This is a genomic window from Thalassospiraceae bacterium LMO-SO8 (assembly GCA_031655335.1).
Lineage (GTDB): Bacteria > Pseudomonadota > Alphaproteobacteria > Rhodospirillales > Casp-alpha2 > UBA1479.
Window position 1 is genome coordinate 3,729,022 of sequence record CP134226.1, and the last position, 25,789, is coordinate 3,754,810.

23 protein-coding genes are annotated in these 25,789 nt (G+C 64.0%); 3 read left to right on the plus strand and 20 right to left on the minus strand.

From position 1 onward, the window contains the following. Positions 1-17: 17 nt before the first annotated feature. The 4 genes from RJ527_18050 to RJ527_18065 all read right to left on the minus strand — a co-directional run bounded on the left by RJ527_18050 (position 18) and on the right by RJ527_18065 (position 6,718). Positions 18-1,223 (minus strand): CoA transferase, encoded by a 1,206-nt coding sequence (locus RJ527_18050; GenBank protein WND75915.1) that lies wholly within the window; start codon positions 1,221-1,223, stop codon positions 18-20. Between the two features lie 11 nt (positions 1,224-1,234). Further along, positions 1,235-2,119: a TauD/TfdA family dioxygenase gene (locus RJ527_18055; GenBank protein ID WND75916.1), complete on the minus strand. Its 885-nt coding sequence runs from the start codon at positions 2,117-2,119 to the stop codon at positions 1,235-1,237. A 132-nt stretch (positions 2,120-2,251) separates the two neighbouring features. Beyond that, entirely contained in the window at positions 2,252-5,140 is a 2,889-nt protein-coding gene (locus RJ527_18060) for a YdbH domain-containing protein (GenBank protein WND75917.1), read from the minus strand. A gap of 45 nt (positions 5,141-5,185) precedes the next feature. Next, positions 5,186-6,718: an acyl-CoA carboxylase subunit beta gene (locus tag RJ527_18065; protein ID WND75918.1), complete on the minus strand. Its 1,533-nt coding sequence runs from the start codon at positions 6,716-6,718 to the stop codon at positions 5,186-5,188. Between the two features lie 310 nt (positions 6,719-7,028). Here RJ527_18065 and RJ527_18070 point away from each other — a divergent pair, with 310 nt between their 5' ends. Beyond that, positions 7,029-7,601, plus strand: a complete 573-nt coding sequence (locus RJ527_18070) for a response regulator (protein WND75919.1) — start codon at positions 7,029-7,031, stop codon at positions 7,599-7,601. Positions 7,602-7,616: 15 nt separating this feature from the next. On the opposite strand, the gene RJ527_18075 is transcribed toward RJ527_18070, so the two are convergent. Genes RJ527_18075 through RJ527_18085 form a run of 3 tightly spaced genes read right to left on the minus strand, consistent with a single transcriptional unit; the run spans position 7,617 to position 11,359 of the window. Further along, positions 7,617-8,351 (minus strand): ATP12 family protein, encoded by a 735-nt coding sequence (locus RJ527_18075; protein ID WND75920.1) that lies wholly within the window; start codon positions 8,349-8,351, stop codon positions 7,617-7,619. A 27-nt stretch (positions 8,352-8,378) separates the two neighbouring features. Continuing rightward, positions 8,379-10,685, minus strand: coding sequence for an AsmA family protein (locus tag RJ527_18080; protein ID WND75921.1), 2,307 nt, complete (start codon positions 10,683-10,685; stop codon positions 8,379-8,381). Next, complete coding sequence (locus RJ527_18085; GenBank protein WND75922.1) at positions 10,682-11,359, minus strand: HAD-IA family hydrolase; 678 nt, start codon at positions 11,357-11,359, stop codon at positions 10,682-10,684. The genes RJ527_18080 and RJ527_18085 overlap by 4 nt, the downstream gene beginning before the upstream one ends. A gap of 309 nt (positions 11,360-11,668) precedes the next feature. Between RJ527_18085 and RJ527_18090 the strand changes: the two genes are divergently transcribed. Together RJ527_18090 and RJ527_18095 are read left to right on the plus strand one after the other, a co-directional pair. After that, on the plus strand, positions 11,669-12,145 hold the full coding sequence (locus RJ527_18090; protein ID WND75923.1) for an OmpA family protein: 477 nt from the start codon (positions 11,669-11,671) through the stop codon (positions 12,143-12,145). Positions 12,146-12,238: 93 nt separating this feature from the next. Beyond that, on the plus strand, positions 12,239-13,069 hold the full coding sequence (locus tag RJ527_18095) for an OmpA family protein (protein ID WND75924.1): 831 nt from the start codon (positions 12,239-12,241) through the stop codon (positions 13,067-13,069). Positions 13,070-13,416: 347 nt separating this feature from the next. Here the strand turns inward: RJ527_18095 and RJ527_18100 are convergent, their stop codons facing one another. The 13 genes from RJ527_18100 to secY form a co-directional block, all read right to left on the minus strand. Then, positions 13,417-14,487 (minus strand): PAS domain-containing sensor histidine kinase, encoded by a 1,071-nt coding sequence (locus RJ527_18100; protein WND75925.1) that lies wholly within the window; start codon positions 14,485-14,487, stop codon positions 13,417-13,419. Then, positions 14,480-15,631: a DUF2336 domain-containing protein gene (locus RJ527_18105; protein WND75926.1), complete on the minus strand. Its 1,152-nt coding sequence runs from the start codon at positions 15,629-15,631 to the stop codon at positions 14,480-14,482. Before RJ527_18105 ends, RJ527_18100 begins: the two co-directional genes overlap by 8 nt. 15 nt (positions 15,632-15,646) lie before the next feature. After that, positions 15,647-16,390, minus strand: coding sequence for a response regulator (locus RJ527_18110; protein WND75927.1), 744 nt, complete (start codon positions 16,388-16,390; stop codon positions 15,647-15,649). A 215-nt stretch (positions 16,391-16,605) separates the two neighbouring features. Continuing rightward, positions 16,606-17,640 (minus strand): RluA family pseudouridine synthase, encoded by a 1,035-nt coding sequence (locus RJ527_18115; GenBank protein ID WND75928.1) that lies wholly within the window; start codon positions 17,638-17,640, stop codon positions 16,606-16,608. Continuing rightward, entirely contained in the window at positions 17,640-18,017 is a 378-nt protein-coding gene (gene crcB, locus RJ527_18120; protein ID WND75929.1) for a fluoride efflux transporter CrcB, read from the minus strand. The genes RJ527_18115 and crcB overlap by 1 nt, the downstream gene beginning before the upstream one ends. 50 nt (positions 18,018-18,067) lie before the next feature. After that, the gene (locus RJ527_18125) at positions 18,068-19,384 is read right to left on the minus strand and encodes a replication-associated recombination protein A (GenBank protein WND75930.1); all 1,317 of its coding nucleotides are present in this window, start codon (positions 19,382-19,384) and stop codon (positions 18,068-18,070) included. After that, entirely contained in the window at positions 19,381-20,826 is a 1,446-nt protein-coding gene (locus RJ527_18130; GenBank protein WND78085.1) for a DegQ family serine endoprotease, read from the minus strand. The genes RJ527_18125 and RJ527_18130 overlap by 4 nt, the downstream gene beginning before the upstream one ends. 174 nt (positions 20,827-21,000) lie before the next feature. After that, complete coding sequence (gene rplQ, locus RJ527_18135; GenBank protein WND75931.1) at positions 21,001-21,429, minus strand: 50S ribosomal protein L17; 429 nt, start codon at positions 21,427-21,429, stop codon at positions 21,001-21,003. Positions 21,430-21,564: 135 nt separating this feature from the next. Continuing rightward, positions 21,565-22,581, minus strand: a complete 1,017-nt coding sequence (locus RJ527_18140; protein ID WND75932.1) for a DNA-directed RNA polymerase subunit alpha — start codon at positions 22,579-22,581, stop codon at positions 21,565-21,567. A 154-nt stretch (positions 22,582-22,735) separates the two neighbouring features. Further along, on the minus strand, positions 22,736-23,128 hold the full coding sequence (rpsK, locus tag RJ527_18145; protein ID WND75933.1) for a 30S ribosomal protein S11: 393 nt from the start codon (positions 23,126-23,128) through the stop codon (positions 22,736-22,738). 24 nt (positions 23,129-23,152) lie between these two features. Further along, positions 23,153-23,521 carry a 30S ribosomal protein S13 gene (gene rpsM / locus RJ527_18150; protein WND75934.1) on the minus strand — a complete coding sequence of 123 codons (369 nt, stop codon included), beginning with the start codon at positions 23,519-23,521 and terminating at the stop codon, positions 23,153-23,155. A 229-nt stretch (positions 23,522-23,750) separates the two neighbouring features. Continuing rightward, entirely contained in the window at positions 23,751-24,401 is a 651-nt protein-coding gene (locus RJ527_18155) for an adenylate kinase (protein ID WND75935.1), read from the minus strand. Then, entirely contained in the window at positions 24,401-25,741 is a 1,341-nt protein-coding gene (gene secY / locus RJ527_18160) for a preprotein translocase subunit SecY (protein ID WND75936.1), read from the minus strand. The genes RJ527_18155 and secY overlap by 1 nt, the downstream gene beginning before the upstream one ends. Positions 25,742-25,789: the final 48 nt, after the last annotated feature.

Here is a 25,789-nt window from a genome sequence, read left to right on the forward strand (position 1 = left end):
GCCAATATCTCAGGCGGTCAGATCACGCCTTCGTCCTTGAGCTTGGCAAGCTCTTCCTTGGAAACGCCCAGTTCACCGCAAAGGATTTCCTCGTTGCTCTGGCCCTTGCGCTGACCGGGATGGCGGACTTGCGCCGGGGTCTCGGACATGAACGGAAACGCGTTGGTCATGCGCAGCTTGCCCAGATCTTCATCCTCGATTTCGATGATGTCGCCCCGCGCCTGATACTGCGGGTCCTGGTAGATCTGATCGATGGTATAGGCCGGGCCGATGGCCGCCTCCGCCTTCTCGAATTCGTCCAACACGGTCTTGAGGTCGTGGCGGGAAATCCACCCGGCGACGATGCCGTCGATCTCGTCGATATGCTTGACCCGGTCCTGCGGCGTCTGGAACCGTGGGTCGGCCGCGACTTCCGGCCCGCCGCAGAGCGTCAGCACCCGCGTCACGATGGCCGGCGAGTTGGTCGAGATGGCGACCCAATGCCCGTCCTTGGACTGGTAGGTATTCCTGGGCGCGTTGTTCTTCGACCGATTGCCCCAGCGTTGCTGAACCACGCCCAGCTGATCGTACTCCATGGGCTGCGGGCCCATGACCTGGAACAGGGGTTCGTAGATCGACAGGTCGATGTACTGTCCCTCGCCCGATCCCTGGGCGTCGCGGTGATAGAGCGCGAACATGGCGGCGAAGGTGCCGTAGGCCGCCGCCACGCCGTCGGCCAGGCCGAAGTTGGGCAGGGTCGGCGGACCGTCGGGCACGCCGGTGATGCTGGCGAAACCGGAAAAGGCTTCGGCGATCGTGCCGAAACCGGGCCGGTTCTTGTAAGGCCCCGTCTGGCCGAAGCCGGTGACCCGCACCATCACCAGACGTGGATTGATCTTCTTCAGATCCTCCCAGCCCAGGCCCCATTTTTCCATGGTGCCGGTGCGGAAGTTTTCGATCAGCACGTCCGCCGTCTTGACCAGTTCCTTGAACAGGGCCTGGCCCTTTGCGTGGCTGAAGTTCAAGGTGACGCAGCGCTTATTGCGGTTGGCCATCTTGAACCACAGGCCAATGCCGTCCTTTTTCTGGCCCGTTTCGCGCAGCACGTCGCCGCGTGGGTGTTCGACCTTGATGACGTCGGCGCCGAAGTCGCCCATCAGCATGCCGATGGTCGGCCCGGCGATGACCGTGGCGGCATCGATCACGCGCAGCCCCTTCAGTGGGGGCGCTTTCTGTTCTGTCACGATGATATCCTTCAGGCGGCGTTCGGTTCGGGAACGGCGAAGTCTTCGGGCCGCAGGAAGATGGTCGTGCGCCGGGCGAACCGCGGCTTCGTCATGTCGAAGGCCTCGCGGCGATGCCACAGGCGCGCGTTGTCCCACATCACGACGTCGCCGTTACGCCAGGTATGGGTATAGACGAACTTGTCTTGCAGCATGTGCTGGGTCAGGGCTTCGAGAAGCTCCTTGCTTTCCGTTTCTTCCAGCCCGTCGATGCCGACGGTCTTGTTGGGGTCGATGTAAACGGACTTCTGCCCTGTCGCCGGGTTTTCCAGGACGATGTCGTGGGTCGCGGCCGGGGTCCGTTCGTGGATTTTCTTCATTTCCTCGGCGTTGTTACCAAGGTCCAGGACCGTCGTCGAATCCTTGCGGTCGGCATACTTGGCCGTGGCGCGGCGGCCTTCGATCGCCTTGCGCAGATTGTCGGGCAAGGTTTCATAGCCGAGCTTGGTATTGCAGTAGGACGTGCGGCCTTCGTTTTCCGGCATTTCAGCGGCATAGAAGATCGAGCCCGAGGCCGGCCGCAGGCGATAGATCTGATCGTGATGCCAATAGACCTCGTAGTTCCCCAACCCGCCCAGCGGCGTGCCGTCCGGCCGCTTCAGGTTGGTGATGTAGATGATTTCCGGATTGTCCGGCGACAGCATGTCGTCGCGCACGATGATGTCCATTTCGCCGAACCGACGTGAGTATTCGACCTGCTGTTTTTCGCTCAGGCTTTGGCGGCGCAACAACAACAGGGGTTCCTGTTGCCACAGCTTGTAGATGGCGTCGAAGGTTTCGTCGTTCAGGTCGGACAGGTCGACATCCAGGATTTCCAGGCCGAACGTGTCCGTCAGGGGTCGGGTGCGCAGTTGCATTTCGGGGGTTCCTCGGGTTTATCAGGTGGCCGCATTGTATACAATCCTGCGCAGCCTTCAATCGCCAAATGGCCGTTGTTCGCGGTTTTTATTGGGCCCAATCTGCGCAAATTTGTCGATAATCCGGGGCCGCTATTTGCCGCCTGCGCCTGCGCCGGTCAGCCCCTTGATGTCGAAATTCTGCAATTCGGCCTGGATCGCCTGGCCGATGTTGCCCGTCAGATTGACCGTCAGGTCGACCGGGCGCCCCTCCTGAATTTTCGGATTGCGGCCTTGGACGTGCATCCGCATCTGCACGTCCTTTTGCGCGTCGCCATCCAGCGTCAGCGTCATGCCGTCGAACCGCAGGTCCTCCAGGATGTCGAGAACCATGTCCATGCGCCCGCCTTCGGGAGTCTGGCCGGGCGTGGCCCGGGTCGGCGACTTGAACGCGAGCAGCCCCTTGCCCTGGGACGTCAGCAGGCCGCCCCGGATCGCCACCGCCCCGCCCTTGCCCAGTTCGAGGGGGATGCGCCCGGACAGCCTTCCCTCGGCCTTGAGCCCCAGGATATTCATCTGCGCCGCCAGATCGCCGAGGCCCAGGCCGTCGACATTCAGGGTCGTCTGTTCGGGCAACACGCCATCCCGGACGGCCAGGTTCTCGACCCACATGCGGCCGCCGATGCCGGTCACCTCCGCGCGCTCGACCTTGACCGAGGCCGGGCCGAGGATCTGGAAGCGGATGCGCCCGTCGACGGCCGGCAGCGCCGCGATCACCCGCTCGACCCCGATTTCCTGGCCCGGCGGCGTCATGGGCGGCCACAGATGCTCCAACGCGATGCGGCCGGAGATGCCCGTGGCCTGGGTCGCGCCGAGTTGCAGATTGCCGCCGGTGATCGCGACGACGCCTGTCCCCGCCGCCGGATCGCCGGGCGGCAGGGAAAATTCCGCGGCTAGGTTGGACACCCCCGCGACCGCGCCCTTGGCGGCCGGCGGCAGCAGCGCGGGCGCCGGGGTGATGCCCGCGCCGCGCAGACTGCCCGTGACCTGCACGGGACCGGCGCCCTCCTTGGTCCATTCCGTTATGGCCGAAACCTGCACCGTGCCGGTGATGCTTTTGACGAAGGGGGCCAGCAGCGGCGTGATCGCATGCACCCCGCCGTCGATCCCCGCCAGATTGAGCGGCACCATGTCCATGCGGGCCCGCCCTGCCCCCGTGCCGCTGCTTTCATCGGCGGCAAAGCTGGCGATCAGACCCGAACGATCCTGGCGCAGAGTGCCCTCGACCCCCCACTTGCGCTGGCTCCAACGCCCCTTGGCGGTGACGGCGAAAGGCGCCGCCGCCGTATGGCGCAGGGCCTTGGCCGCCGCCTGGATGTTCCAGCCGGCATCCGTCCCACCCCGGCTGGCGGCGTTTACACTGATCCCCTGGGCTTCGACATCCTGGTCCGGCAGATGGGCGTCCAGGCCCGAAAGGTCGAGACGCACCCCCGGCGGCCCCTCGGCCGGGAGCGTCACCGTCACCCCGCCCGTGATCCGCGCCGTGCGCAGAACGGCCGTGCGGCCGCCGGCCCGCAGGCCCAGCGACGGACTATCCGCCTTGAGCGCGAAATCGACTTTGCGCAGGCTGCCGTCCGGCGCGAGCGTCACGCCGCCCTTGCGCGGGGTCAGCACCACGGCCAGGGGGCCGGAAACGGATGCACCGCCGGCATCGACCTTGCTGATGGCAAAGCGAAGCGGCGCCAGATCGATCTTGGTCAGCTTCAGCGGATCAAGGCCCAGGATGACCCGCCCCGGCACCGCCGCGGTCATTTCGCCACCCAGGAGGCGGCCCGCAATCTCCACCGGCTCCGTGAACGTCAGGGTCGCGCTTCCCGCCTCGGCGGCAAGGGTTGCCCTGGTCCGCACGGACCAGGTGCCGGGCGCCGCCGGGTGCGCCGCGTCGGGCAGAATCAACAGGGCTTCCACGGGCGGCAGGCGGGCCGGGTCGCCGGACAACAGATCGGCCAGCGGCCCCGCCGTTTTCAGGTCGAGCGTTCCCTTGCCCGTCACGCCTTCCGGCAACGGCAGACGCGCCAGATCGGACGCCGCGGCCCGGGCGGTCAGGGTGACGGGGGCAGCGGGGTCGAAAGGCACGCCTGCCGCCGTGCCCGACAAGGTCAGGCCCAGGCCGTCGTCCGCCAGATCCGCCGACAGCGTCGCCCGCCCCTCGGCCAGGCGCGCCGACAGGGTTCCTTCGGTCAGCAGACCGCCGGGCAAGGCCAGACCGGCGACCTCCAATATTCCGTCGCCGGTCATCTCACCCGGCCGTGCGGGATCGCCGGCGAGACGCAGGCTGCCCTTGGCCCCGGAAAGCGACACCGACCCCACCGCCCCCTGGGCGTCCTCGACAATCACATCCAAGACCAGCCCGCCCGCCGCGTCCCGACGTCCCGTCGCCTGAACCGTGGCCTGGCCCAAGGGGTGAACAAGGTCGATGGACGCCTGCTTCACCAGCAGGCCGCCGCCCGACTGCGGCACCAGATCCACGTCCGTCAGGGACAGCGTCGTCGGCCCGCCCGCATGGACAACGTCGATAAGGGCGTCGGTCAGGGCCACGTCGGGCAAAGCCCCCAGACCGCCCCCCGTGCCGCCGCCCGCCACCAAGGGCGTCAGGTCGCCCCAGCCGAGGGCGCCGTCCTTGACCGTCAAGGACAGATGCACACCTTCGAGGGTCAGAGAACTGACCCGGGGGGCCGTCCAACTGGGCCAGCTCAAATCCATGGCGAGGCGCTGAATGCGCGCCGTGCCGGCGGGGCCGGTCGCCAGATTGCGCACCTCGACCCGCCAGGGGGTCAGGCGGGTGATTTCCAGATTGCTGCCGCCCAAGCCCATGTCGGCCAGCCGCTCGCGCACCAAATTTTCGGCAATGGGCGCGCGGTTGACGGCGACGACGGCAATAATGGCGGCCAGGACCGCGACGATGGCCCCGGCCCACAGCGCCCGGCGCCGCCATTTGGGCGCGGGTGGGTCAGAGGAATTGGTTTCCGGTTGGTCCGCCACGTGATCCGATCCCCGTTGCTTGGGGGATCATAGCAAAGATCGCCCCTAAAGCGGGATGTTCCCGTGCTTTTTCCAAGGATTCTTCAAATCCTTGTTCTTCAGCATGCGCAAGCTGCGGCAGATCCGTGTCCGCGTGCCGTGGGGCATGATGACGTCGTCGATGAAACCGCGGCTGCCGGCGATGAAGGGATTGGCGAAGCGGGTGCGGTATTCCTCGGTCCGGGCGGCGATCTTTTCCTGGTCGCCCAGGTCGCCGCGGAAAATGATTTCGACGGCACCCTTGGGCCCCATGACGGCGATTTCCGCCGTCGGCCAGGCGTAATTGGCGTCGCCGCGCAGATGCTTGGACGACATCACGTCGTAGGCCCCGCCATAGGCCTTGCGGGTGATGACCGTGACCTTGGGCACCGTGGCCTCGGCATAGGCGTACAGAAGTTTCGCCCCGTGCTTGATGATGCCGCCGTATTCCTGCGCCGTGCCGGGTAGGAAGCCGGGCACGTCGACGAAGGTCACCAGGGGGATGTTGAAGGAATCACAGAAACGCACGAAACGTCCCGCCTTGGTCGCCGACGCGATGTCGAGACAACCGGCCAGCACCATGGGCTGGTTGGCGACGATGCCGACGGTCGAGCCCTCCATGCGGGCGAAGCCGATCACGATGTTGCCCGCGTAATCGGGCTGCAGTTCGAAGAAATCGCCCTCGTCCACGACCTTCTCGATCAATTCCTTCATGTCGTAGGGCTTGTTCGGATTGTCGGGGATCAGGGTGTCCAACGACATCTCGACCCGGTCGTGGGGGTCGGGCGTCGGGCGGACCGGCGGCTTTTCCCGGTTGTTGGCGGGCAGGAAGTCGATGAAGCGGCGCAGGTACAACAGCGCCTGCAAATCGTCCGTGAAGGCCTTGTCGGCGACCCCGGACTTGGTCGTATGGGTCGAGGCGCCGCCCAGTTGTTCCTGGGTCACTTCCTCATGGGTCACCGTTTTCACAACATCGGGGCCGGTGACAAACATGTACGATGAGTCCTGCACCATGAAAATGAAGTCGGTCATGGCCGGCGAATAGACGGCGCCGCCCGCGCAGGGACCCATGATGCAGGAAATCTGCGGCACCACGCCGGACGCCAGGACGTTGCGCTGAAACACCTCGGCATACCCGGCCAGGGAATCCACGCCTTCCTGGATGCGGGCACCTCCGGAATCGTTAAGGCCGATCACGGGAGCGCCGACCTTCATGGCCTGATCCATGATCTTGCAGATCTTTTCCGCGTGGCTTGCCGACAGCGAGCCGCCGAACACGGTGAAATCCTGGCTGAACACGAAAATCAGGCGGCCGTTCACCGTGCCGTAGCCGGTGACCACGCCGTCGCCCGGGGTCGATTGTTCGGCCATGCCGAAATCCGTGCAGCGGTGTTCGACGAACATGTCCCATTCCTCGAAGGAACCGGGGTCCAGCAGCACCTCGATGCGTTCGCGGGCGGTCAGCTTGCCCTTGCCGTGCTGGGCGTCGATGCGCCGCTCGCCGCCGCCCATGCGGGCGCGGTCGCGTTTTTCTTCAAGCTGCCGGATGATGTCGTACATGGAATCGCGTCTCGCTGATGGTCGTTTCGCCGCGGGGTTCGGGAGGGGGCAAAGGATACTGTCGGGTCTTATGTTGCGCCAGCGAAAATGCCACCCCCCAAGATGCCACCCCTCCATGCTCGCCATAATAGATGAATAATTTTTTATTCATCTACATGGCACCTCGTTAACCATCATGATATAAGCATCCCGCGCTGTTCGGCGGAAACGTGTTCGCGAATGGTTAATCAATAAATTCCGGGCCGGAAGAGCCCACTCATCAGGGTGTGTCGCGCGGTCGGGCCTAGATTTAGGGGAGCCTCGGGGACGCATGCCCGATTACAATCTTTCGCGTTTAAACGTGCTGGTCGTCGAGCAACATGCGCCGATGCGGCACCTGATCCGCAACATCCTGCACGAGTTCGGGATCGAGAACGTGCGCGATGCCGGCGACGAGGAAACCGCCTTCGAATTATTCCAGGATTTTCCCGCCGATCTGGTGCTGACCGACTGGTCGCCGGGCTTGAACGGCATGTCGTTCCTCGACCGCATCCGCAAGCATGCGGAAAGCCGCGACATGTTCGCGCCCGTGGTGATGATCACCGCCTTCACGGAACTGCATCAGGTGTGCAAGGCACGCGATGCCGGGATCAACGAATTCCTGGCCAAGCCGTTTTCCGCCCATCTGATCTATTCGCGCATCAAGTCGCTGATCGAGAATCCCCGCCTGTACGTCCGGGCCGACAGCTATTTCGGCCCTGACCGGCGCCGCCGGGCGCTTAACTACCGCGGCCGCGAACGTCGCGACAGCGCGCCGACGGAACTGCCGACCCCACGCGGACGGGCCGCCACGCCGCTGAACACCAGCGGCCCGGCACCGGGCAGCAACCCGCTCTACAATTGATCCTGACCTGACGGCCTAGAGCAGACCCAGGAAGGTTTCCGCCTGGACGATTTCCGCCTGCAGGGCACGCAGCCGGTCGACGGCTTCCTTGTCCGCCCCCCATTTCGCGCTCTGATAGCTTTCGTCCAGTTGCGACAGGGCGACCGCCGCCGAGGCGTCAAGCCGCCCCCGCACCACAGCCAGACCGATCACCAGGGACCCCGCCGCCTGTGCCACGGTGGCCAGCGCCGTCAGCCGATAGGCATCCAGGCCCGCGACCGCGCGGGCAAGCGCCGCGATGGCCGCCTTGGGCTGCTCCACGGGCACGATGCCCTCGGTCACCACAAGCGCGGCCCCCAGATCATTCGCCGCCCAGGCCAGCAAGGGATCCCAGCGATCGGCCTGAAGCTGCACAAGATCCGTCGGCGCCGTGGCCCGGTAGCACAGCAGATCCGTCTCACCGTATCGGACGATGCGGTCGGCGACCTCGGCCTGCTGCGGCGCGATGCGGTCGATGGCCGTGAACGCCAACTGGGTCAGCGGCATGGAGGCGGGCAATATCTTTTCCGACTGGGCGTCCCATTCCGCCGCCACGGCCTCGGCCAGGGGGCGGCTCGGCACGGCAAGATCGCGGGCAACGGGCGACTTTACCCGCCGGCCGTCGAGCAATATCTGGAACGCCTCCCCTGTCCCATTTGCGGCAGGATCATCGACCGCAACCGGGGCGACCGTGACGTCGCGGTAGAACCGTTTCATATCGGGTTTCAGCATGGCGTGATCCGGAGTGTTGAGCGGCGGTTACTTGCCGAGCAGGCCCTTGAGGCCGCCCAAGCCCTTTTCCAGGTTCTGCAAGGCCCCGCCACCGGACTTGGGCTTTTCCTGCGGCTGCTGCTGAGCGGGCGCCGGTTTGGCCGCCCCCTTCGACGGCGCCACCTGCTTGCCGGCCAGGGCCTGGGCGCAATAGTCCGTGTCGTCCGTGCTGGTCGCGCGGTTGAACGCACTTTGCGCCAATGCCGACAGACCGAACGTCATGATCGCGGCGGCGCCGCTGGCCACGTTGGACGCCATGCCGGTCACCAGATCCGCCGGATTGACCTTCGGTTCGGGCTTGGCCAAGGTACCGCGCACCGCGACCGGCACAATGGTGGCCGACAGCAGGCTGGTCTTCTTGGCGCGCGGCTCAAGCACCAGATTCAACGTCTCGTCCCGCAGGTTTATGCCACCGACGCCGACCACGGACAGCCCCCCCGTCTCAAGCACCAATGCCTTGGCGTTGGCGATCCCTTTCACGACATCGAAATCGACGACGGCGCAGCGCAGATCCTTGTCGCCCTTGCTGTCGATCAGCGGTATGGCCGACAGGATGTCGGCCGACGCCACGTTCAACAGCGTGCTGTCGATATGGCCCTTTTCCGAGACCACGCGCAGCTTGCCGTCCAGCCCGGCCATGATCTGGCGGACACTTGTCCCCGCCCCCGTCACCTTAAGCGTCACGTCGGCGGTGCCCTCGGCCACGGACTTCTGTCCCATGGCGGCGGCCAACTTGCCGTAGTCCAGCTTGGCGACGTTCAGGTTTACGGCGAGCGGCGGCACGGCCTGATCCGCCCCCAGGGTGATTTCGCCGGAAATCACGCCGTCGGCGACCGTCGCCTGCATCGGCTTCACGGTCAGGCGCCCGCCCTGCAACAGCACGCCCAGGCGCAGGCCGGTCACGTCCATCTTGTTCACACGCAGGCGGGTGGCGGCCAGATTGATGTCCGCATCCACGGCCTTGAGCCCGTCCAGCGGCAATGGGTCGGCCGGAAACAGGCGGCCGTCGGCGGCCGGCGGCGCCGGTTTCCCATCGCCCTTGGGCAGAAGTTCGTCCAGGTCCAGCAGCGTCGATTGCAGGTCCGCGGAAACCTTGGGCCGCGCCCCGCCCAGGTTCAGCGCGGCCGTGCCCTTGAGATCACTCGCGCCAATCTTCACGTCCACGTCCTGAAGGCGGTATCCGCCGTCCTTGTCGGTGACACGCGCCGAGGCCGTCACGGCAGGCAGCGGCGGCGCCTCTGCCCCCAGGTCCTTGGCAAGACCGGCGGGGTCCTGCACCGTCGCCGCGATTTGCAGATCGATGCCTTGAGCCTTGATCGCGTCGGCGATCGACCCGGCGGCGGTCAGCGCCGTTTCCCCGGGCCGCCCCAGGGAAGCCTTCAGATTGCTGACGCTGGGCTTGGTCGACGACCCGGTGACGGTCAGCGACACGTCATAGGGGCCGAGGTCGGGCACCTTCAGCGATGCCAATTGAGGCGCGAGTTTGGCCGCCGTCGCCAGGGTTTCGGAAAGGGAGTCCCCCTTGATCGACAGGGTCAGGGCCAGGCCGGTCATGGCCCTGGGATCGGCGATGGCGCCGCGTACCGTCATGTCGGCCCCCAAAGCCTGCGCCTTGAGGTCGAGCGGCATCTCGCCGCCCGCCGTCAATTGCCGGATCGAGGCGATCGTGCCGGCGGCGGAAAAGTCCTCGCCGTTCACATCCCCTTTCAGGGCAACGCGCAGCGGCGCCTCGATCCCATCGGCCCCCAGGTCGAGGGACGGCAGGGTCAGGCGCGTCTGTTCGCCCGTGCGGCCGTCGCGGTAGGTGACGCGCAGATCCTTGATATGAACCTTGCGGACGAGCGGCAGGTTGCCGCCGCCGGACGATTCCTCGGCGGGGGCGGCCGATTTGCCGTCCGCCGCGCCGAACTGCCAGTTGCCGCGTCCCTGCTTGTCCGTTTCGGCCAGCAGGTCGAGCCCGATCAGGACCACACGCTTCACGTCCACCTTGCTCGACAGCAACGGCAGCAAGGCGACCTCGGCCTCCAGGCGTTTCAAGGTCACCATGTCCGGCCGCGAGCCCCAGGGCGCGTTGGCGAAGGTCACGCCGTCGACATAGAGCGACGGGGTAAGCGAAATATTGAGCTTGAGGTCGCCCGATATCTTCAGGTCGCGCCCCGTCGCCTTCTTCGCCTCTTCGGCGATGACGCCCTTGTAATCGTTGAAGTCCAGGGAACTGAGCACCGCCACGGCGGCGACGACCACCGCGATCAGCAGCACGCCCAGGATCGATATGGTCTTGAACAGCCGCTTCACGTCGACACCTCCATAAGTTCATTCAGATTGGGAACGAGGGCTTCAAAGCCGGGGATTACCCGGCGCGCGCCCGCCGCCGTCAGCTCCTCCGCCTCATGATAACCCCAGGCGACCCCGATGGCGAGGACACCGGCATTATTGGACATCTCCACATCGAAAGTGGTGTCGCCGATCATCACCGTATTGCCGGGATCAGCCCCCGCATCCGCCATGGCGTTCAGCAACATCCCGGGCGCCGGCTTGCCCGGCGCGCTGTCGGCGGTCTGCAGGGTCACGAAGCGACCTTTCAGGCCGTGGCGGTCCAGGGTCTGGTCCAGACCCCGCCGCCCCTTGCCCGTGGCAATGCCGAGCAGCCAGCCCGCCGCCTCCAGCGTATCGACGACGTCGTGCACGCCGGGGAACAACGGGTCGTCGATCTGCCCGCTGCGGCGCAGGTCGGAAAAGGTGTCGCGGTAGGCATCCGCCAGGTTTTCCGCCATGCCGGGGTCCGTGCCCGCGGGCGCCAAAACCATCGCCGCCGTGGCCAACGGCAGGCCGACCACGCGGCGGATATCGCGCGGCGCGGGCAGCGTCAGACCACAGGCCCGGAACGCCGCCTGCATGGAGCGCACGATGCTGTCCTGTGAATCGACGAGCGTGCCGTCGCAATCGAAAACGCAAAGCTTGATATTCATGACGCCGTTCTATGCCACGGGATTGTGGCGCTGCAAGGACACCTTTTTGCCGGCCCCGCACGCCACGGCGAAAAGGCCGGATATCCCGGCGACAAATCGCTTTTCGCGATTGCACCGCTTGCTTCGCACGGCGTTATAGTCAATTCTGCACCTGACTGTTGACGAGGAGCACAAGCGGACGGACCGGCGAGTTCGGTACGAATAATTCAGTATGTACAGAGCTCGATACACCGGAGCCGCCGTCGGGGGGCATGGCGCGCCTACGCAACAAGAACCAAACCCTCAATCTCTTTGGAAGGAAATACGACTATGAACATCCTGAACAGATTTGCTGTTTTGGGACTTACCGGTGCGTTGGTCGCTGCTTGCGCCAGCATGGACGGCGACACCGCGACGACGACCAAGGCCGAAGCCAAGCCCGCCGCGGCCAAGGCTGCTGAAAAGAAGACCAAACCGGACCAGAAGTACGTGATATATTTCGACTTCGGCAAGGCAGCCATGAATGAAGAGGGTACGACGGTTGCCTACAAGTTGATGGCCGATACCATAAACGGTTACAAGGCCATCCTGCTGACAGGCCACACCGACACCGCCGGTGATAAAAAATACAACCGAAAACTGTCGGAAAAGCGTGTTGAAAACGTGAAGCAGGCCTTTTCGGAAATCGGCATTGATCCGAACAAGATCATCACCCAGTTTTTCGGAGAAGACGAGCCCGCCGAAAAGACGGCGGACGGCGTCAAGAACGACAAAAACCGTCGGGTTGAGGTCGTTCTGAAGTTTTAGGTCGTCGGTTCAAGTAGCCGCCGGCCGGGGGGAGTAGAGGTCCACGCCTAAGCAATACGAGCCCAACTCTCAACCTTGGAAGGAAATACCGAAATGAAATTCCTGAACAGATTGGCTGTTCTGGGGCTGACCGGCGCATTGGTCGCCGCCTGTTCCAGCATCGACCTGGACGCCACGAAGAAGATGCCGCTTTCGGGCGACAACTTCCAAAAGGCGTTGTTCAAGGAGTATGTCGACCTTGCCCGTTCCGAAGACGATCAAGCCGACAGCCGGTCGGCGGTCTACTACAACACCCGGGCCCAGATGGCGGCCGCCGGCAAGGACACGGGTCCGCAGGATATGAAGGATCGCAAGATCCCCTCCAGCGCGACCGCCGACCTTGCCACCGCCCGCAAGAAACTGACCGATGCCCTTGCCGCCGGTGCCGGAAAGACGGCGCCGGAAAAGGCGGCACGGGCCCAGGCCATGTTCGACTGCTGGATGGAACAGCAGGAAGAAAATGACCAGCCCAAGGACATTGCCGCCTGCCGCAGCGCCTTTGAGGAAGCCATGAAGGGTCTGGGCGGCGCCAAGGCCGCCAAGAAACCCAAACCCGCCAAGGAATTCGTCATCTACTTCGACTTCAACAAGGCGACGTTGAACGAAGCGGCGACCGCGGTTGCCTATCAGGTGATGGCGGAATCCATTTCCGGATACAAGTCGATCATGCTGACCGGCCATGCGGATACGGCGGGCGACAAGAACTACAACCGCAAACTGTCGGAAATGCGGGTCAATGCCGTGAAGAAGGCCTTCACGGAAATCGGCCTGGACCCGGCGAAAACCGCGGTTCAATTCTTCGGTGAGGACGCGCCGGCCGAAAAGACGGCCGACGGCGTCAAGAACGAGAAGAACCGCCGGGTAACGGTGATCCTGACACAATAGGATCGGCGTTCCTCGGAACCAATCGCAGGGGGCGGCACCGCAAGGCGCCGCCCCTTCGTTTTGGCCCCTCCCCTTCTGCCGGCGTCCGGGCGCCGGACAAAAAAAAGCCGCTCAACGGAGCGGCTTTAAGTTTCGAGGGTGAGCCGCCGCAAATCAGTATGATCTGCGACGGTACGGTGAATTCGTAAACGCGGCGGAGCCCATCCAACCCGTCCTGGGCCCACCACATCCAGGGCAAACCACCAATGGCCGTCACCCCGGATGTTGAAATCCATGACGAAGTGTCGGCGATCAAGCTGACCGCTACCTGACAAATCGAACATTATTGGGAATCTTGGGTCGGCGCCCTATCGGGCGGGAAATTTAACGCAGAAATCCGTGCCGCCGCCGGGCGGATCAGTGATTTCCACCTTGGCGCCGTGGGCGTCGGCAATCCGCTTGACGATGGCCAGACCCAGGCCTGCGCCGTCGCCGCGCCGGTCCGCGCGGTCGAATCGGTCGAAGATCGTCGCCCGGCGTTCCTTCGGCACGCCCGCCCCCCGGTCAATCACGTGGATCGCCGGTTCGTCCGTGATGCGCACGGTGACCGTGGATTGCGGTGGCGCGTACCGCACGGCATTTTCCACCAGATTGCGGACCGCCTGTTCCAGCGCGGGGGAAGAGCCGCGCACGATCACCGGCGCCTCGGCCAGAACCTCAATCAAACGGTCTTCCAGAATCGCGATCGGCGCCAGATGGGTCGCCACGTTGGTGCAGACGTCACACAGGTCCGCTTCTTCCTCGGACCCGGGGCGAAACAGCTCGTAGCGCGCGAAAGAAAGCATCTGCGACACCAACCGGGTCATGCTGTCGATCTCGTCACGCAGCACCGCCGCCGCGGCCTCGTCCTTCAAGATGTCCAGCTTGGTGCGAAGAATGGCAAGCGGCGTCCGCAGTTCATGGGCGACGTCGGCGACGAACGCACGCTGGCGTTCTTCCTGTTCGGCACGGATACGCTCGGCGCGGTAGATTTCCGTCACGTCGCGGGCGGTGCCCCGGATGCCGGAAAAGCGTCCACTGTCCGGATCGAAAAACGGCAGACCGCTGGTCAGAAGACGCCTCTGCTCCCCGTCGGCACTCTTGGCCACGAAGGTGACATCGCGGAACGGCTTACGGATGTCGAGGGGAATATGGTTGCCCGCGTCATCGACGAATTGACCCAACTCCTCGAAGTGCCGGCCTTCAAGCTGAAGCGGCACATACCCCATGACTTCGAAGGCATGTTCGGACACATAGGCGAGGCGAAAATCCGCATCCGTCTCCCACACCAAATCCGAGACCAGGCGGGTGACGTCCTCCAGCCGCGTCAGAGCCTCGGCCGCGCGCGTTTCGGGGTCAGCGGATAGAGAAGGCCAGCTGCGCGGTTTACGCTCACGCATTTCGCCGGGTAGCCGACTGAATCTGGCGGATCGCCGCCAAATAGCCCGTATTCCGGCGCCACGTCTTCAGCACGCCCGCGGCGGCCTCGCGGCTCATGTCCTCGTAGATCCAGATCACGTCCGCCAGGGCTTCGTCGATGCGGTCGCTGCGACGCGCGCGGACCAACTGCGAATAGCGGAAAATCTGGGCGAACTCGTCCTTGGTCAGGCCCACCGCCTTGCAACAGATGGCCATGCCCTCGCCGCCCGGTTCGAACAGAATGCGCTTGGCCAAATACTCACGGATACCCGTGAGCCGCGAGAACAAGGCCAGGAACAGCGATACCTCGCCCTGGCTCAGGGCGGTAATCAGCATTTCCGGCGTGACCAGCCCCTCGCGGTCCAGGTTGGCCGCCAATTCATTGGCCTTCAGCCCGTTTGCGTGATCGGGCTGCACCCCGCCTTCCTGGGAGGCGATCTGTTCCAGAAGATCGTCGACCACCGACTGGTCGAGCTTGAAGTTCTCCAGGATGAATTCGCGCAGCGCCGCCGTCACCCACAGGAACATGCGCTGCGCCAGTTCAGGGCGCAGTTCCTCGCGATGCAGGATGGGTTCCTGGAAGGTATCGACGCGTTTCGACTGTTCCACCAGATATTCCATGGTGCTTTGCGAAATCTTCGCGTTCTCATTCTTGAGCAAGGTCACGACCACGCGCTCGTTGCCCGTCTCGACCAGTGCCTGAGACACGGCTTCGCTGATGTTCTGGCGGATGGCGACGGCAAGTTGATGTTCAAGCGTACGGTGGCGGATGATCTCGATCAGATCGGAATCCTTGAGCAACCCGGATTCCGTCAAAACCGGATAGGCAACCTCGATCTCGTCATTGGCGAGAATGCGGATCAGGTCCTCGGGCACGTCGCTCAATCCCGCCAACTGTTGGGCAACACCCCGGCGCACGGACATCTCGATCTCGCGCACGACGCTACGCAGAATGCCGAACATCAGCGCCCGTTCACGGTCCGTCAGGGCATCGCCCTTGTTTTCGAACAGATCCATGATCGTTTCGGTCAACTTCGCACGGCCCATGGTCGACTTTTCGCGCGCGAGGTTCAGAAGAAACTCGTGATCCACCGTCGGTTCGCCGTTTTCTTTGTTTTCGTTCATTTCACGATCAGATCGTTAAGTGTTAAGTGAGCCTTCGGACAGCAAGTAGCCCACACCGCGAAGAGTATGAACGCTCACACTGGCCCCGTTTTTTGTAAGCCGCTTACGCAGTCTGGAAACATGAACCTCCACAGAATTCGACGACACCTCCTCGTCAAAACCGTAAATCTTGTCTTCCAGAACCGATTTGGGAACCACACGCCCATATCGCCGCATAAGTTGTTCTAGCACGCCCATCTCGCGCCGAGAAATGGATATGGGCTGATCGTTGACCCGCACCTCCCGCGCCGTGGTGTCGAACGACACGTTGCCCGCCGTCATGACCAGTCCCAGAACCCCGCCGGGTCGGCGCAGCAGGGCGCGGATGCGGGCAACCAGTTCCTCCATTTCGAAGGGCTTCAGCAGGTAGTCATCGGCGCCGGTGTTCAATCCCTTGACGCGATCGTCCAGGCCGTCGCGGGCGGTCAGAATCAGGACCGGAACGACATTCCCCTGTTCCCGCCACTGCTTGAGTAAGGTCAGGCCGTCCGTGTCCGGTAGGCCAAGATCAAGAATGATCGCATCGTATTGAACGCTGGCCACGGCGGCGTCGGCGCCGGCGCCGGAATCGACCATGTCAACGGCAAAGGCCTGATTTTCCAACCCCACCTTGATGGATTCAGCAAACCGATTGTGATCTTCGACTAGGAGTAGGCGCATGGTCTTTTGGTCTCTGTTACAGACGGCATTTGGCACCGCCCGTCTTGTTTCGGCAACCATGCATCCCCCGTGCCAAGTCGCCATTTTGGAACCGTCAAATACCTCTCAAGTGATATGCAATCCTGCATACAATGCAATGTTTGATTGTCGCATGGTATGAAATTCACCTAAGAATCCTTAGACTCAGTTGGGTGGCGGCAACGGACGGAACAACCCCGCACGAAGCAATTGAAGGCGCGCCTCCCCGACCGGGCTGCCTGGGATATAGTTTAAGGCTATTCCTCAAAGAGTTCATCCGCCGATTGATCCTTGGTGAAACCGAGTGCCTTCCAGGTTTCAGCCATATGCGGCGGCAACGGCGCCACGACGTCGATCACGCCGCCCGAGGGATGCTTGATGACGATACGCCGGGCGTGCAGTTGCAGCATACGGATTTTCACCGGCAGGTCGGGAAAAGCTTCCGCGCCCCCATATTTTCCGTCACCCAGGATCGGCGTTTCCATGGCCAGGGCATGGGCGCGAAGCTGGTGCGTGCGGCCCGTCACCGGCTCCATGGCCAGCCAAGCCACCGCCTTGCGGCCGACACGGTCGACGATGCGGTATAGGGTTTCCGCCCGCTTGGCGTCCTCGGCATCGGCGTCCATCTTTTCCTGCCCGCCGGCGCCGCGCTTTTTGCCCAGCTTCAGGCGGATACGCCCTTGGGCGATTTCCGGCACGCCCGCGACAGCCGCCCAATAGAGTTTACGGATGGTCTTGCGGCGAAACCCTTCGGTCACCCAGCGCGCGGCGGCGCGGGTGCGGGCCAGAACCAGCACGCCCGAGGTATCCTTGTCCAGCCGATGGGTCAGACGCGGCCGTTCCGCCGCATCGAAGCGCAGCCCGTCGAGCATGGCGTCCAGATGGTGGCTGAGCCCCGATCCGCCCTGTACGGCCAGGCCGGCCGGCTTGTCCAACACCAGAATCTCGTCATCGCGATAGATCACGCGGGCCTGCAGGTCCTTGATCTCGCCGGCGGAAACCTTGGGTGCCGGCTTCGCCGCCGGTTTGACGGCGGTCGGCGCGCGATTGACCACCCCCTCGCCGCCCGGCCGCAGGCTTGGCGGCAGGCGCACCTCCTGGCCCGCCGCCAGGCGCGTCCCGGTCTTGGCGCGATGGCCGTCGATTCTGATCTGCCCGGTGCGCAGAAGCTTCTGGACCTGCCCGAACGGCAGGTCGGGAAGATGCTGTTTCAGCCAACGGTCGAGGCGCAGGCCGTCTTCGTCCGCGGAAACCTTCTGGCCTTTGGCATCGGGCGCCTTGGTGTCGGCCATCACAGAACCTGACGCAACAAGGCGATCCCGGCCCAAAAGCCGAAGATGCACAGCACGACCGAGCCGCCGATATAGAGGGCCGCGGCCCCGATCTGCCCGCGATCGATCAAGGTATAGGAATCCAGCGAGAACGTGGAAAAGGTCGTGAAGGCCCCCAGCATGCCGACCACCAGAAAGGCCCGGATTTCCGGCGTCGGCGACCAATGCAGGGCGCTGATTTCGATCAGCGCGCCCAGCATGAAAGAGCCCACCAGGTTGACCGTGAAGGTGCCCCAAGGAAACCCATGGCCCAGTTGGCTGCCCACGGCGTTCATCACCAGGAACCGCCCGACGGCGCCCACGGCGCCCCCCATGGCCACGGCAAACAACATCTGCATCACAGGTTTCCCGTCATCGTTCCGGTCCTTGTCCCCGTTCGGCGCCCAATCTACTCCGAAGACGAACCGCCGTCGTCCCCCTTGGTCCGCTGGCGCCGCAATTTGTCCCAATAGGCCAGGCGCTTCGTTATCTCACGCTCGAACCCGCGATCGCGCGGCGAATACAGCCGCGTGCGCGCCATGCCGTCGGGGAAATAGTTCTGCCCGGAAAAACCGTCCTCGGTGTCGTGGTCATAGGCGTAGTCCTTGCCGTAGTCCAGGTCCTTCATCAGCTTGGTCGGCGCGTTGAGGATATGTTTCGGCGGCATCAGGGAACCCGTTTCCCGCGCCACGCGGCGGGCCGCCCCCGCCGCCTTGTAGAGGGCGTTGGATTTCGGCGCGGTCGCCAGGTAGACGACGGCCTGAACCAGGGCCAGTTCGCCCTCGGGCGAGCCCAGGCGTTCGTATGTATCCCAGGCGGCCAGGGCCTGCGGCAGGGCTTGCGGGTCGGCCAGACCGATGTCCTCGGAGGCGAAGCGGGTAATCCGCCGGGCGATGTAGAGAGGATCCTCCCCGCCGTCCAGCATCCGCGCCAGCCAGTAGAGCGCGGCATCGACGTCGGACCCCCGCATGGACTTGTGCAACGCCGAGATCAGGTTGTAATGGCTTTCCTGCCCCTTGTCGTAAATCGGCATGCGCTTTTGCACGGCGGCGGCCAGGCCGGCGGGGTCCAGGGGCGCCGTGAGCGCCATGGCGTCCAGGTTTTCCACCATGTTCAACAGATAGCGCCCGTCGCCGTCGGCCATGGCGGCGAGCGCCTGTCGGGCATCGGCGTCCAACGGCAGCGGATGACCCAGTTCCCCCTCGGCCCGGACCATCAATTCCTCAAGCGCCCCGGCATCCAGGCGGTTCAGCACCAGCACCTGGGCGCGCGACAGCAGCGCCGGATTCAGTTCGAACGACGGGTTTTCCGTCGTCGCCCCGATCAGCACCACCGTGCCGTCTTCCACATAGGGTAGGAATCCGTCCTGCTGAGCCCGGTTGAAGCGATGGATCTCGTCGATGAACAGCAGGGTCCCCTGCCCCATCTTGCGCCGCTCTTTCGCCCGGTCGAACACCTTACGCAGGTCGGCGACGCCGGAAAACACCGCCGACAGGGGCTCGAAATGCAGGGATACGTGATCGGCCAGAAGCCGCGCCAGGGTCGTCTTCCCCGTCCCTGGCGGCCCCCAGAACACGATGGAGGTCAGCTTTCCGGCCTTGACCGCGCGGCCGATGAAGCCGTCGGGGCCGGTCAGGTGGGTCTGGCCGACGACCTCGGCGATCGTCTTTGGCCGCAGGCGGTCGGCCAGCGGGCGCGGCGATTGGCTTTCGAAAAGCGTGCTCACCCTTCGAACCGCTCGGTGATCTCGCGGCCCTGGCGTTCGATGGTGATCTCCCAGGACGGCGCCTGCTTCGAGAACACGGTCAACAGGTCGCGCACCAGCCCGATATCGGAGCCGTTGACCCGTTTCACGAAATCGCCGGGGCGCAGGCCGATCTTGTCGGCCGGCGCGCCGCGTCGGACCTGCAACACCATGACCCCCCGCTTGAAGGTATCGACGCCCAATTCATCGCCCAGCGCCGGCGACATGTTGACAACCACCGCCCCCGTCAGCGGATGGCGGCCGGCCAGTTCCGATCGGTTACGGGCGGGGAATTCCACCGGCGCCTCGATTTCCAGCTTGAGCGCCTCCAGGCGGCCCTGGCGCCAGATGCGCAGGGGCACGGTCTCGCCCAACGGCGTCGTCGCGACGCGGAACTTGAGCGCCGTCGTATCCCGCACCTCGTGGCCGTTGACGGCCAGGATGATGTCGCCGCGCTGGATCCCCGCACGGTCGGCGGCGGAGGCCGGATAGACATCTTCGATGATGACCCCGCCGGGCCGGTCGAGGCCCAGGGAGTTGGCGATATCCGCCGTCACCGGCCGGCCCGCGGCGCCGATCCACGGCCGCACCAGCCGCCCGCCCTTGACCACGCCGTTGACCACGGCGCGCACCATGTTGGAGGGAATGGCGAAGCCGATGCCCAGGGAGCCCCCGGTTTTGGAATAGATCGCCGTGTTAATGCCGAGCAGACGGCCGTCGAGCCCGACCAGCGCGCCGCCAGAATTGCCCGGGTTGATGGCCGCGTCCGTTTGGATGAAGAAATTCAGATCCGTTCCGGCGTTGGCCATCTGGGTCCGCGCCAGGGCCGAAACGATGCCGCTGGTCACCGTCTGCCCGACGCCGAAGGGGTTGCCGATGGCGAGCACCAGATCGCCGACCTTGACCGAGTCGGAATCCGCAAGGTCCAGAACCGGCAGGTCGGCAGGCGCCCCCTCCAGCCGCAGAACGGCCAGGTCCGTGCGGTCGTCGGTGCCGATGATCTTGGCCTCGTACTCGCGCCGGTCGTGCAGCACGACCTTGATCTCGTCCGCCCCTTCGATGACGTGGTTGTTGGTGACGATCAGGCCGTCGGCCCGCACGATGACGCCGGAGCCCAGGGAATTCTGCACCCGTTCACGCGGCTGCCGCCCAAACTGGTCGCCCAGGTTGGGGCCCAGGAAGCGCTGGAAAAAAGGATCGTCGAACAGGGTCGTGCGGCGGCGCTGGACCTTTTTCGCCGTGAAGATGTTGACCACCGCGGGGGCCGCCTGCTCAACCACGGGGGCATAGGACAGCATGATCTGGTCGCGGCTGTCCGGCACCTCGCGCCCCGCGGACTGGGCATGGGCCGCCGGCGTGGCCAGGACGACGCCCAGGCTGAGAACGGCACCAAGAACGGACGGGCGGACCAGGATCGACATCATCGGCAAGGGAGGCTCCAGGATCAGGTGTACGGGACGGCCGAAACCGTGTTCATAACAGGATTTAGCCCGTTTGTGGCCAGGTCAAGGCCTGCCCGCGCGAACGCGGGACCGAGAAACGAAAAAGCGCGGCCGAAGCCGCGCTTTCCCAAATTCTCGGACGAACCGGCGGGATCGCTATTCCAGGGCGTCCGCCGCTTCCATTTCCGCAGCGTGGCGAGCCTTGTCCTCGGCACCCTTGGCGTCCGGATCGCGGTCGACCAGTTCGATCACCGCCATCGGGGCCGCGTCGCCGTGACGGAAACCCGCCTTCAGCACACGGGTGTAGCCGCCCGGGCGGTCCTTGTAGCGCTCAGCCAGCGTGCCGAACAGCTTGGCCACGGCGGCATCGTCCTGCAGGAAGGACACGGCCTGGCGCCGCTGGTGCAGCGTGCCCTTCTTGCCCAGGGAGATCATGCGGTCGGCGAACCGGCGCAGTTCCTTGGCCTTCGGCAGGGTCGTGGTGATCTGTTCGTGGATGATCAGCGACGCCGCCATGTTGGAGAACATGGCCTTGCGGTGGCTGGCGGTGCGGTTGAGTTTGCGGTATCCGCTGCGGTGTCTCATGTCAGGCTCCTTTTTTCAGTTATTCGCCCGGGCGTGCCATTTTACCCCCTGGGGCGCCCGGCCGACCGACGATCGGTGACCGGGGTGGTTCTTTAGGTCGGAACGGCGCGCCGGGGTTAGCGACGCGCCGCCGGATCAAAAGGGATCTTCCAGTTTCTTGGCCAGTTCCTCGATGTTCTCGGGCGGCCAGGCGGCGATTTCCATGCCCAGATGCAGGCCCATGGAGGCCAGCACTTCCTTGATCTCGTTCAAGGACTTGCGGCCGAAGTTGGGCGTGCGCAGCATGTCGGCTTCGGTCTTCTGGACCAGATCGCCGATGTAGATGATGTTGTCGTTCTTCAGGCAGTTGGCCGAACGCACGGACAGTTCCAACTCGTCGACCTTGCGCAGGAGGTTCTTGTTGAACGGCAGGTCTTCCTGCTGCGCTTCCTCGCGGGCGTGTTCCGGTTCGTCGAAGTTGATGAACAACTGCAACTGGTCCTGCAGGATGCGGGCGGCGAGCGCCACCGCGTCTTCCGGCGTCACGGCGCCGTTGGTCGTGACGACCAGGGACAGCTTGTCATGGTCGGTGACCTGGCCAACGCGGGTGTTGTCGACCTTGTAGGCGACCTTGCGGACCGGCGAGTAAACGGCGTCGATGGGGATCAGGCCGATCGGGCTGTCTTCGGCGCGGTGCTGGCTGGCCGGCACATAGCCCTTCCCGGATTCCACGGTCAGTTCCATGTTCAGCTTGCCGTCACGGTCCAGGTGGCACAGCACCAGGTCCGGATCCATGACTTCGATGTCCGCACCCGTATCGATCATGCCGGCGGTCACGATGCAGGGCCCATCGGCCTTCAGCGTCATCCGCTTCGGGCCCTGAGCCTGCATGCGCAGGCCCATGGACTTGATGTTGAGAACGATATCGGTGACGTCTTCGCGCACGCCGGGAATCGACGAGAATTCATGCAGCACGCCGTCAACCTGGATCGACGTGACCGCGGCACCCTGCAGCGACGACAGCAGGATGCGCCGCAGCGCATTGCCCAGGGTCAGGCCGAAACCGCGTTCCAGCGGTTCGGCGACGATGGTCGCCTGGCGCAGCGGGTCGACGCCCGGGTTGATGTCGAGCTTGTTCGGTTTAATAAGTTCTTGCCAATTTTTCTGAATCACGTCAGTGACCTCGCGTTCACTTGAACCATCGTCAGGGACCGTTGCCGGGCGGTCCCCATTTCATTGTGTTCCCAAGCGGCGTAAGCGGCCTGCGGCCGGGAACCCGGGCAGCGGCCGATCGGAGCCCCTGATGGCCGTCTGCCCGCAGGAGGAACTAAACCCGGCGGCGTTTCCGCGGACGGCAGCCGTTGTGCGGGATCGGCGTCACGTCACGAATGGCGGTGATGGTGAACCCGATCGCCTGCAAAGCCCGCAGGGCGGATTCACGACCGGAACCCGGCCCCTTGACCTCGACATCAAGGGTCTTCATGCCGTGTTCCTGCGCCTTCTTGCCGGCGTCTTCACCAGCGACCTGCGCCGCATAGGGGGTCGATTTGCGCGACCCCTTGAACCCCATGGAACCGGCCGACGACCAGGCAATGGCGTTGCCCTGCGCGTCGGAGATGGTGATCATGGTGTTGTTGAACGTGGAATTGATGTGCGCCACGCCGGAGGCGATGTTCTTACGCTCGCGGCGCCGCGGGCGGGCTGTTGCTGCCTTAGCCATAACTTAAAATCCTTGCCCTAGCCGTTATTTCTTCTTACCCGCGATGGCCTTGGCCGGGCCTTTGCGGGTGCGCGCGTTGGTATGGGTACGCTGTCCGCGCACGGGCAGGCCGCGACGATGGCGGAGACCGCGGTAACAGCCCAGATCCATCAAACGTTTGATGTTCATGGCCGTTTCGCGGCGGAGGTCGCCTTCGACCTGGAAGTCACGGTCGATGGTCTCACGAACGCGCGCGACCTCGTCTTCCGTCAGTTCATTGACGCGCCGATCCAGAGGGATTCCGACACTGTCACAAATCTTCCGCGCGGACGTGCGGCCAATGCCATGAATATAGGTCAAGGCAATCACCACCCGTTTCGCCGTCGGAATATTAACACCCGCAATACGCGCCAAGGCTTTCGCTCCTCACGTTCGACAAAAAACTCAAGAGCAAGTCCCCGCTCCGCAGAATCACTGGACTTGCTCTAACTCGTTGTATTCAAGGCAAAAACGTCGCAACGAACGGTTCCGTGCGTTCGAATTCGCCTGGAAATTTTCAAAATCCGCCGGGCCTGAAAAGAGGCGCGATTATAGGCACTTGCGCCCCCAAGTCAACCTGGGGGAAAGGCCTTTTTCACACCCCTCACGCCTGACCGATTACTCCTTTCAACTGGGCCGTCACGGCGTCGATATCGGCCATGCCGTCGACGTCGTTCAGAAGCCCTTGATCCTTGTAGTAAGCCAGGATCGGCGCGGTCTGGGCATGATAGGCGTCCAGCCGGTTGCGCACCGTTCCCTCCGTATCGTCGGCACGGCGGGTAAACTCCGTCGCGCCGCATTTGTCGCACACGCCGTCCTTGGCGGGCTTTTCGAACTCGTCGTGGTACCCCTTGCCGCATTTGGCGCAGGTGTAGCGGCCGGTGATTCGCTTGACCATGGCGTCGTCGTCAACGGTCAACTCGATCACGTGGTCGAGGCTCAATCCCTTGTTCGCGAGCATGGCGGCCAATGCTTCGGCCTGCGGCACGGTGCGCGGAAAACCGTCCAGAATGAACCCTTTCGCGCAATCCGCCTGTTCGATCCGGGCCGAGATCATGTCGATGATCAGGTCGTCAGGCACCAGATCGCCGCGGGCCATGATCTCTTTCGCCTTGTTGCCGAGGTCGCTGCCCGAGGCAACGGCGGCGCGCAGCATGTCGCCGGTCGACAATTGAACAAGCCCGTAAGCTTCCTCAAGCCGCTTCGACTGCGTCCCCTTGCCGGCGCCCGGCGGACCTATCAGCAACAGAATCATTAACGCCTCCCCCGCAGCCGCTGCTTCTTGATCAGGCCTTCGTACTGATGCGCGATCAAGTGTGACTGAATCTGGGTCACCGTATCCATGGTCACCGTGACCACGATCAGCAGCGACGTGCCGCCGAAGTAGAAGGGAACCGAGAAGTTGGAGATCAGCAGTTCGGGAATGGCGCAGATGACGGCCAGATACAGGGCACCGACGCAGGTCAGGCGGGTCAACACGCGATCCAGGTATTCGGCCGTGTTCTTGCCCGGACGGATGCCGGGAACGAAGCCGCCGTACTTCTTCAGGTTCTCGGCCGTGTCGTTCACGTTGAACACGACGGCCGTATAGAAGAAGGCGAAGAACACGATCAGGCCGATGTAGATCGACATATAGACGGGGGAGCCACGGCCCAGATAGGCGGCCGCTTCCGTCATCCATTCCGGCCCCTGCCCGGCCGACAGCGTGATGACCGTAATCGGCATCAGCAGCAGCGAGGACGCGAAGATCGGCGGAATGACGCCCGCGGTGTTGAGCTTGAGCGGCAGGTGGGAGGATTCGCCGCCCATCATCTTGTTACCGCGCTGGCGCTTGGGATACTGGATCAGGATCCGGCGCTGCGCGCGTTCGACGAACACGACCAGCGCGATGGTCGCCACGGCCATCACCAGGATGCCGATGATCAGGCCCGTCGGCAGCGCGCCCGTGCGGCCCATTTCGAAGGTCCCGGCCAGGGCCATCGGCAGTTCGGCGACGATGCCCGCGAAAATGATCAGTGAAATGCCGTTTCCGACGCCGCGCGCGGTGATCTGTTCGCCCAGCCACATCAGGAACATGGTGCCGCCGGTCAGGGTCACGACCACGGAGAACCGGAAGAAATAGCCCGGTTCGTGAACCGCCGGCCCCTGGTTGCCCGACATGCCCTCGATCCCGACGGCAATGCCGTAGGCTTGCAGGAGACAGATCAGCACCGTGAGATAGCGCGTGTACTGGTTGATCCGCTTGCGGCCGGCCTCGCCTTCCTTCTTCATCTGCTCAAGCGACGGCGAAATCGACGTCATCAACTGCATGATGATGGAGGCCGAAATGTACGGCATGATGTTGAGCGCGAAGATGGTCATGCGCCCCAGCGCACCGCCCGCGAACATGTTGAACATGCCCAGAACACCGCTCTGGTTGGCGCGGAAGATCTCTTCCAGCACCACCGGATCGATACCCGGCAGCGGGATGAACGTGCCCAGCCTGTAAACGATGAGCGCACCCAGCGTGAACCAGATGCGCTTCTTCAACTCGGTCGCCTTCGAGAAGGCGCCCAGGTTTACGTTGGCGGCAAGTTGTTCGGCGGCAGAGGCCATTCAGTCTTCTCCGGCGGCGGGGGCAAACGCCCTCACCGTTCTGTTATT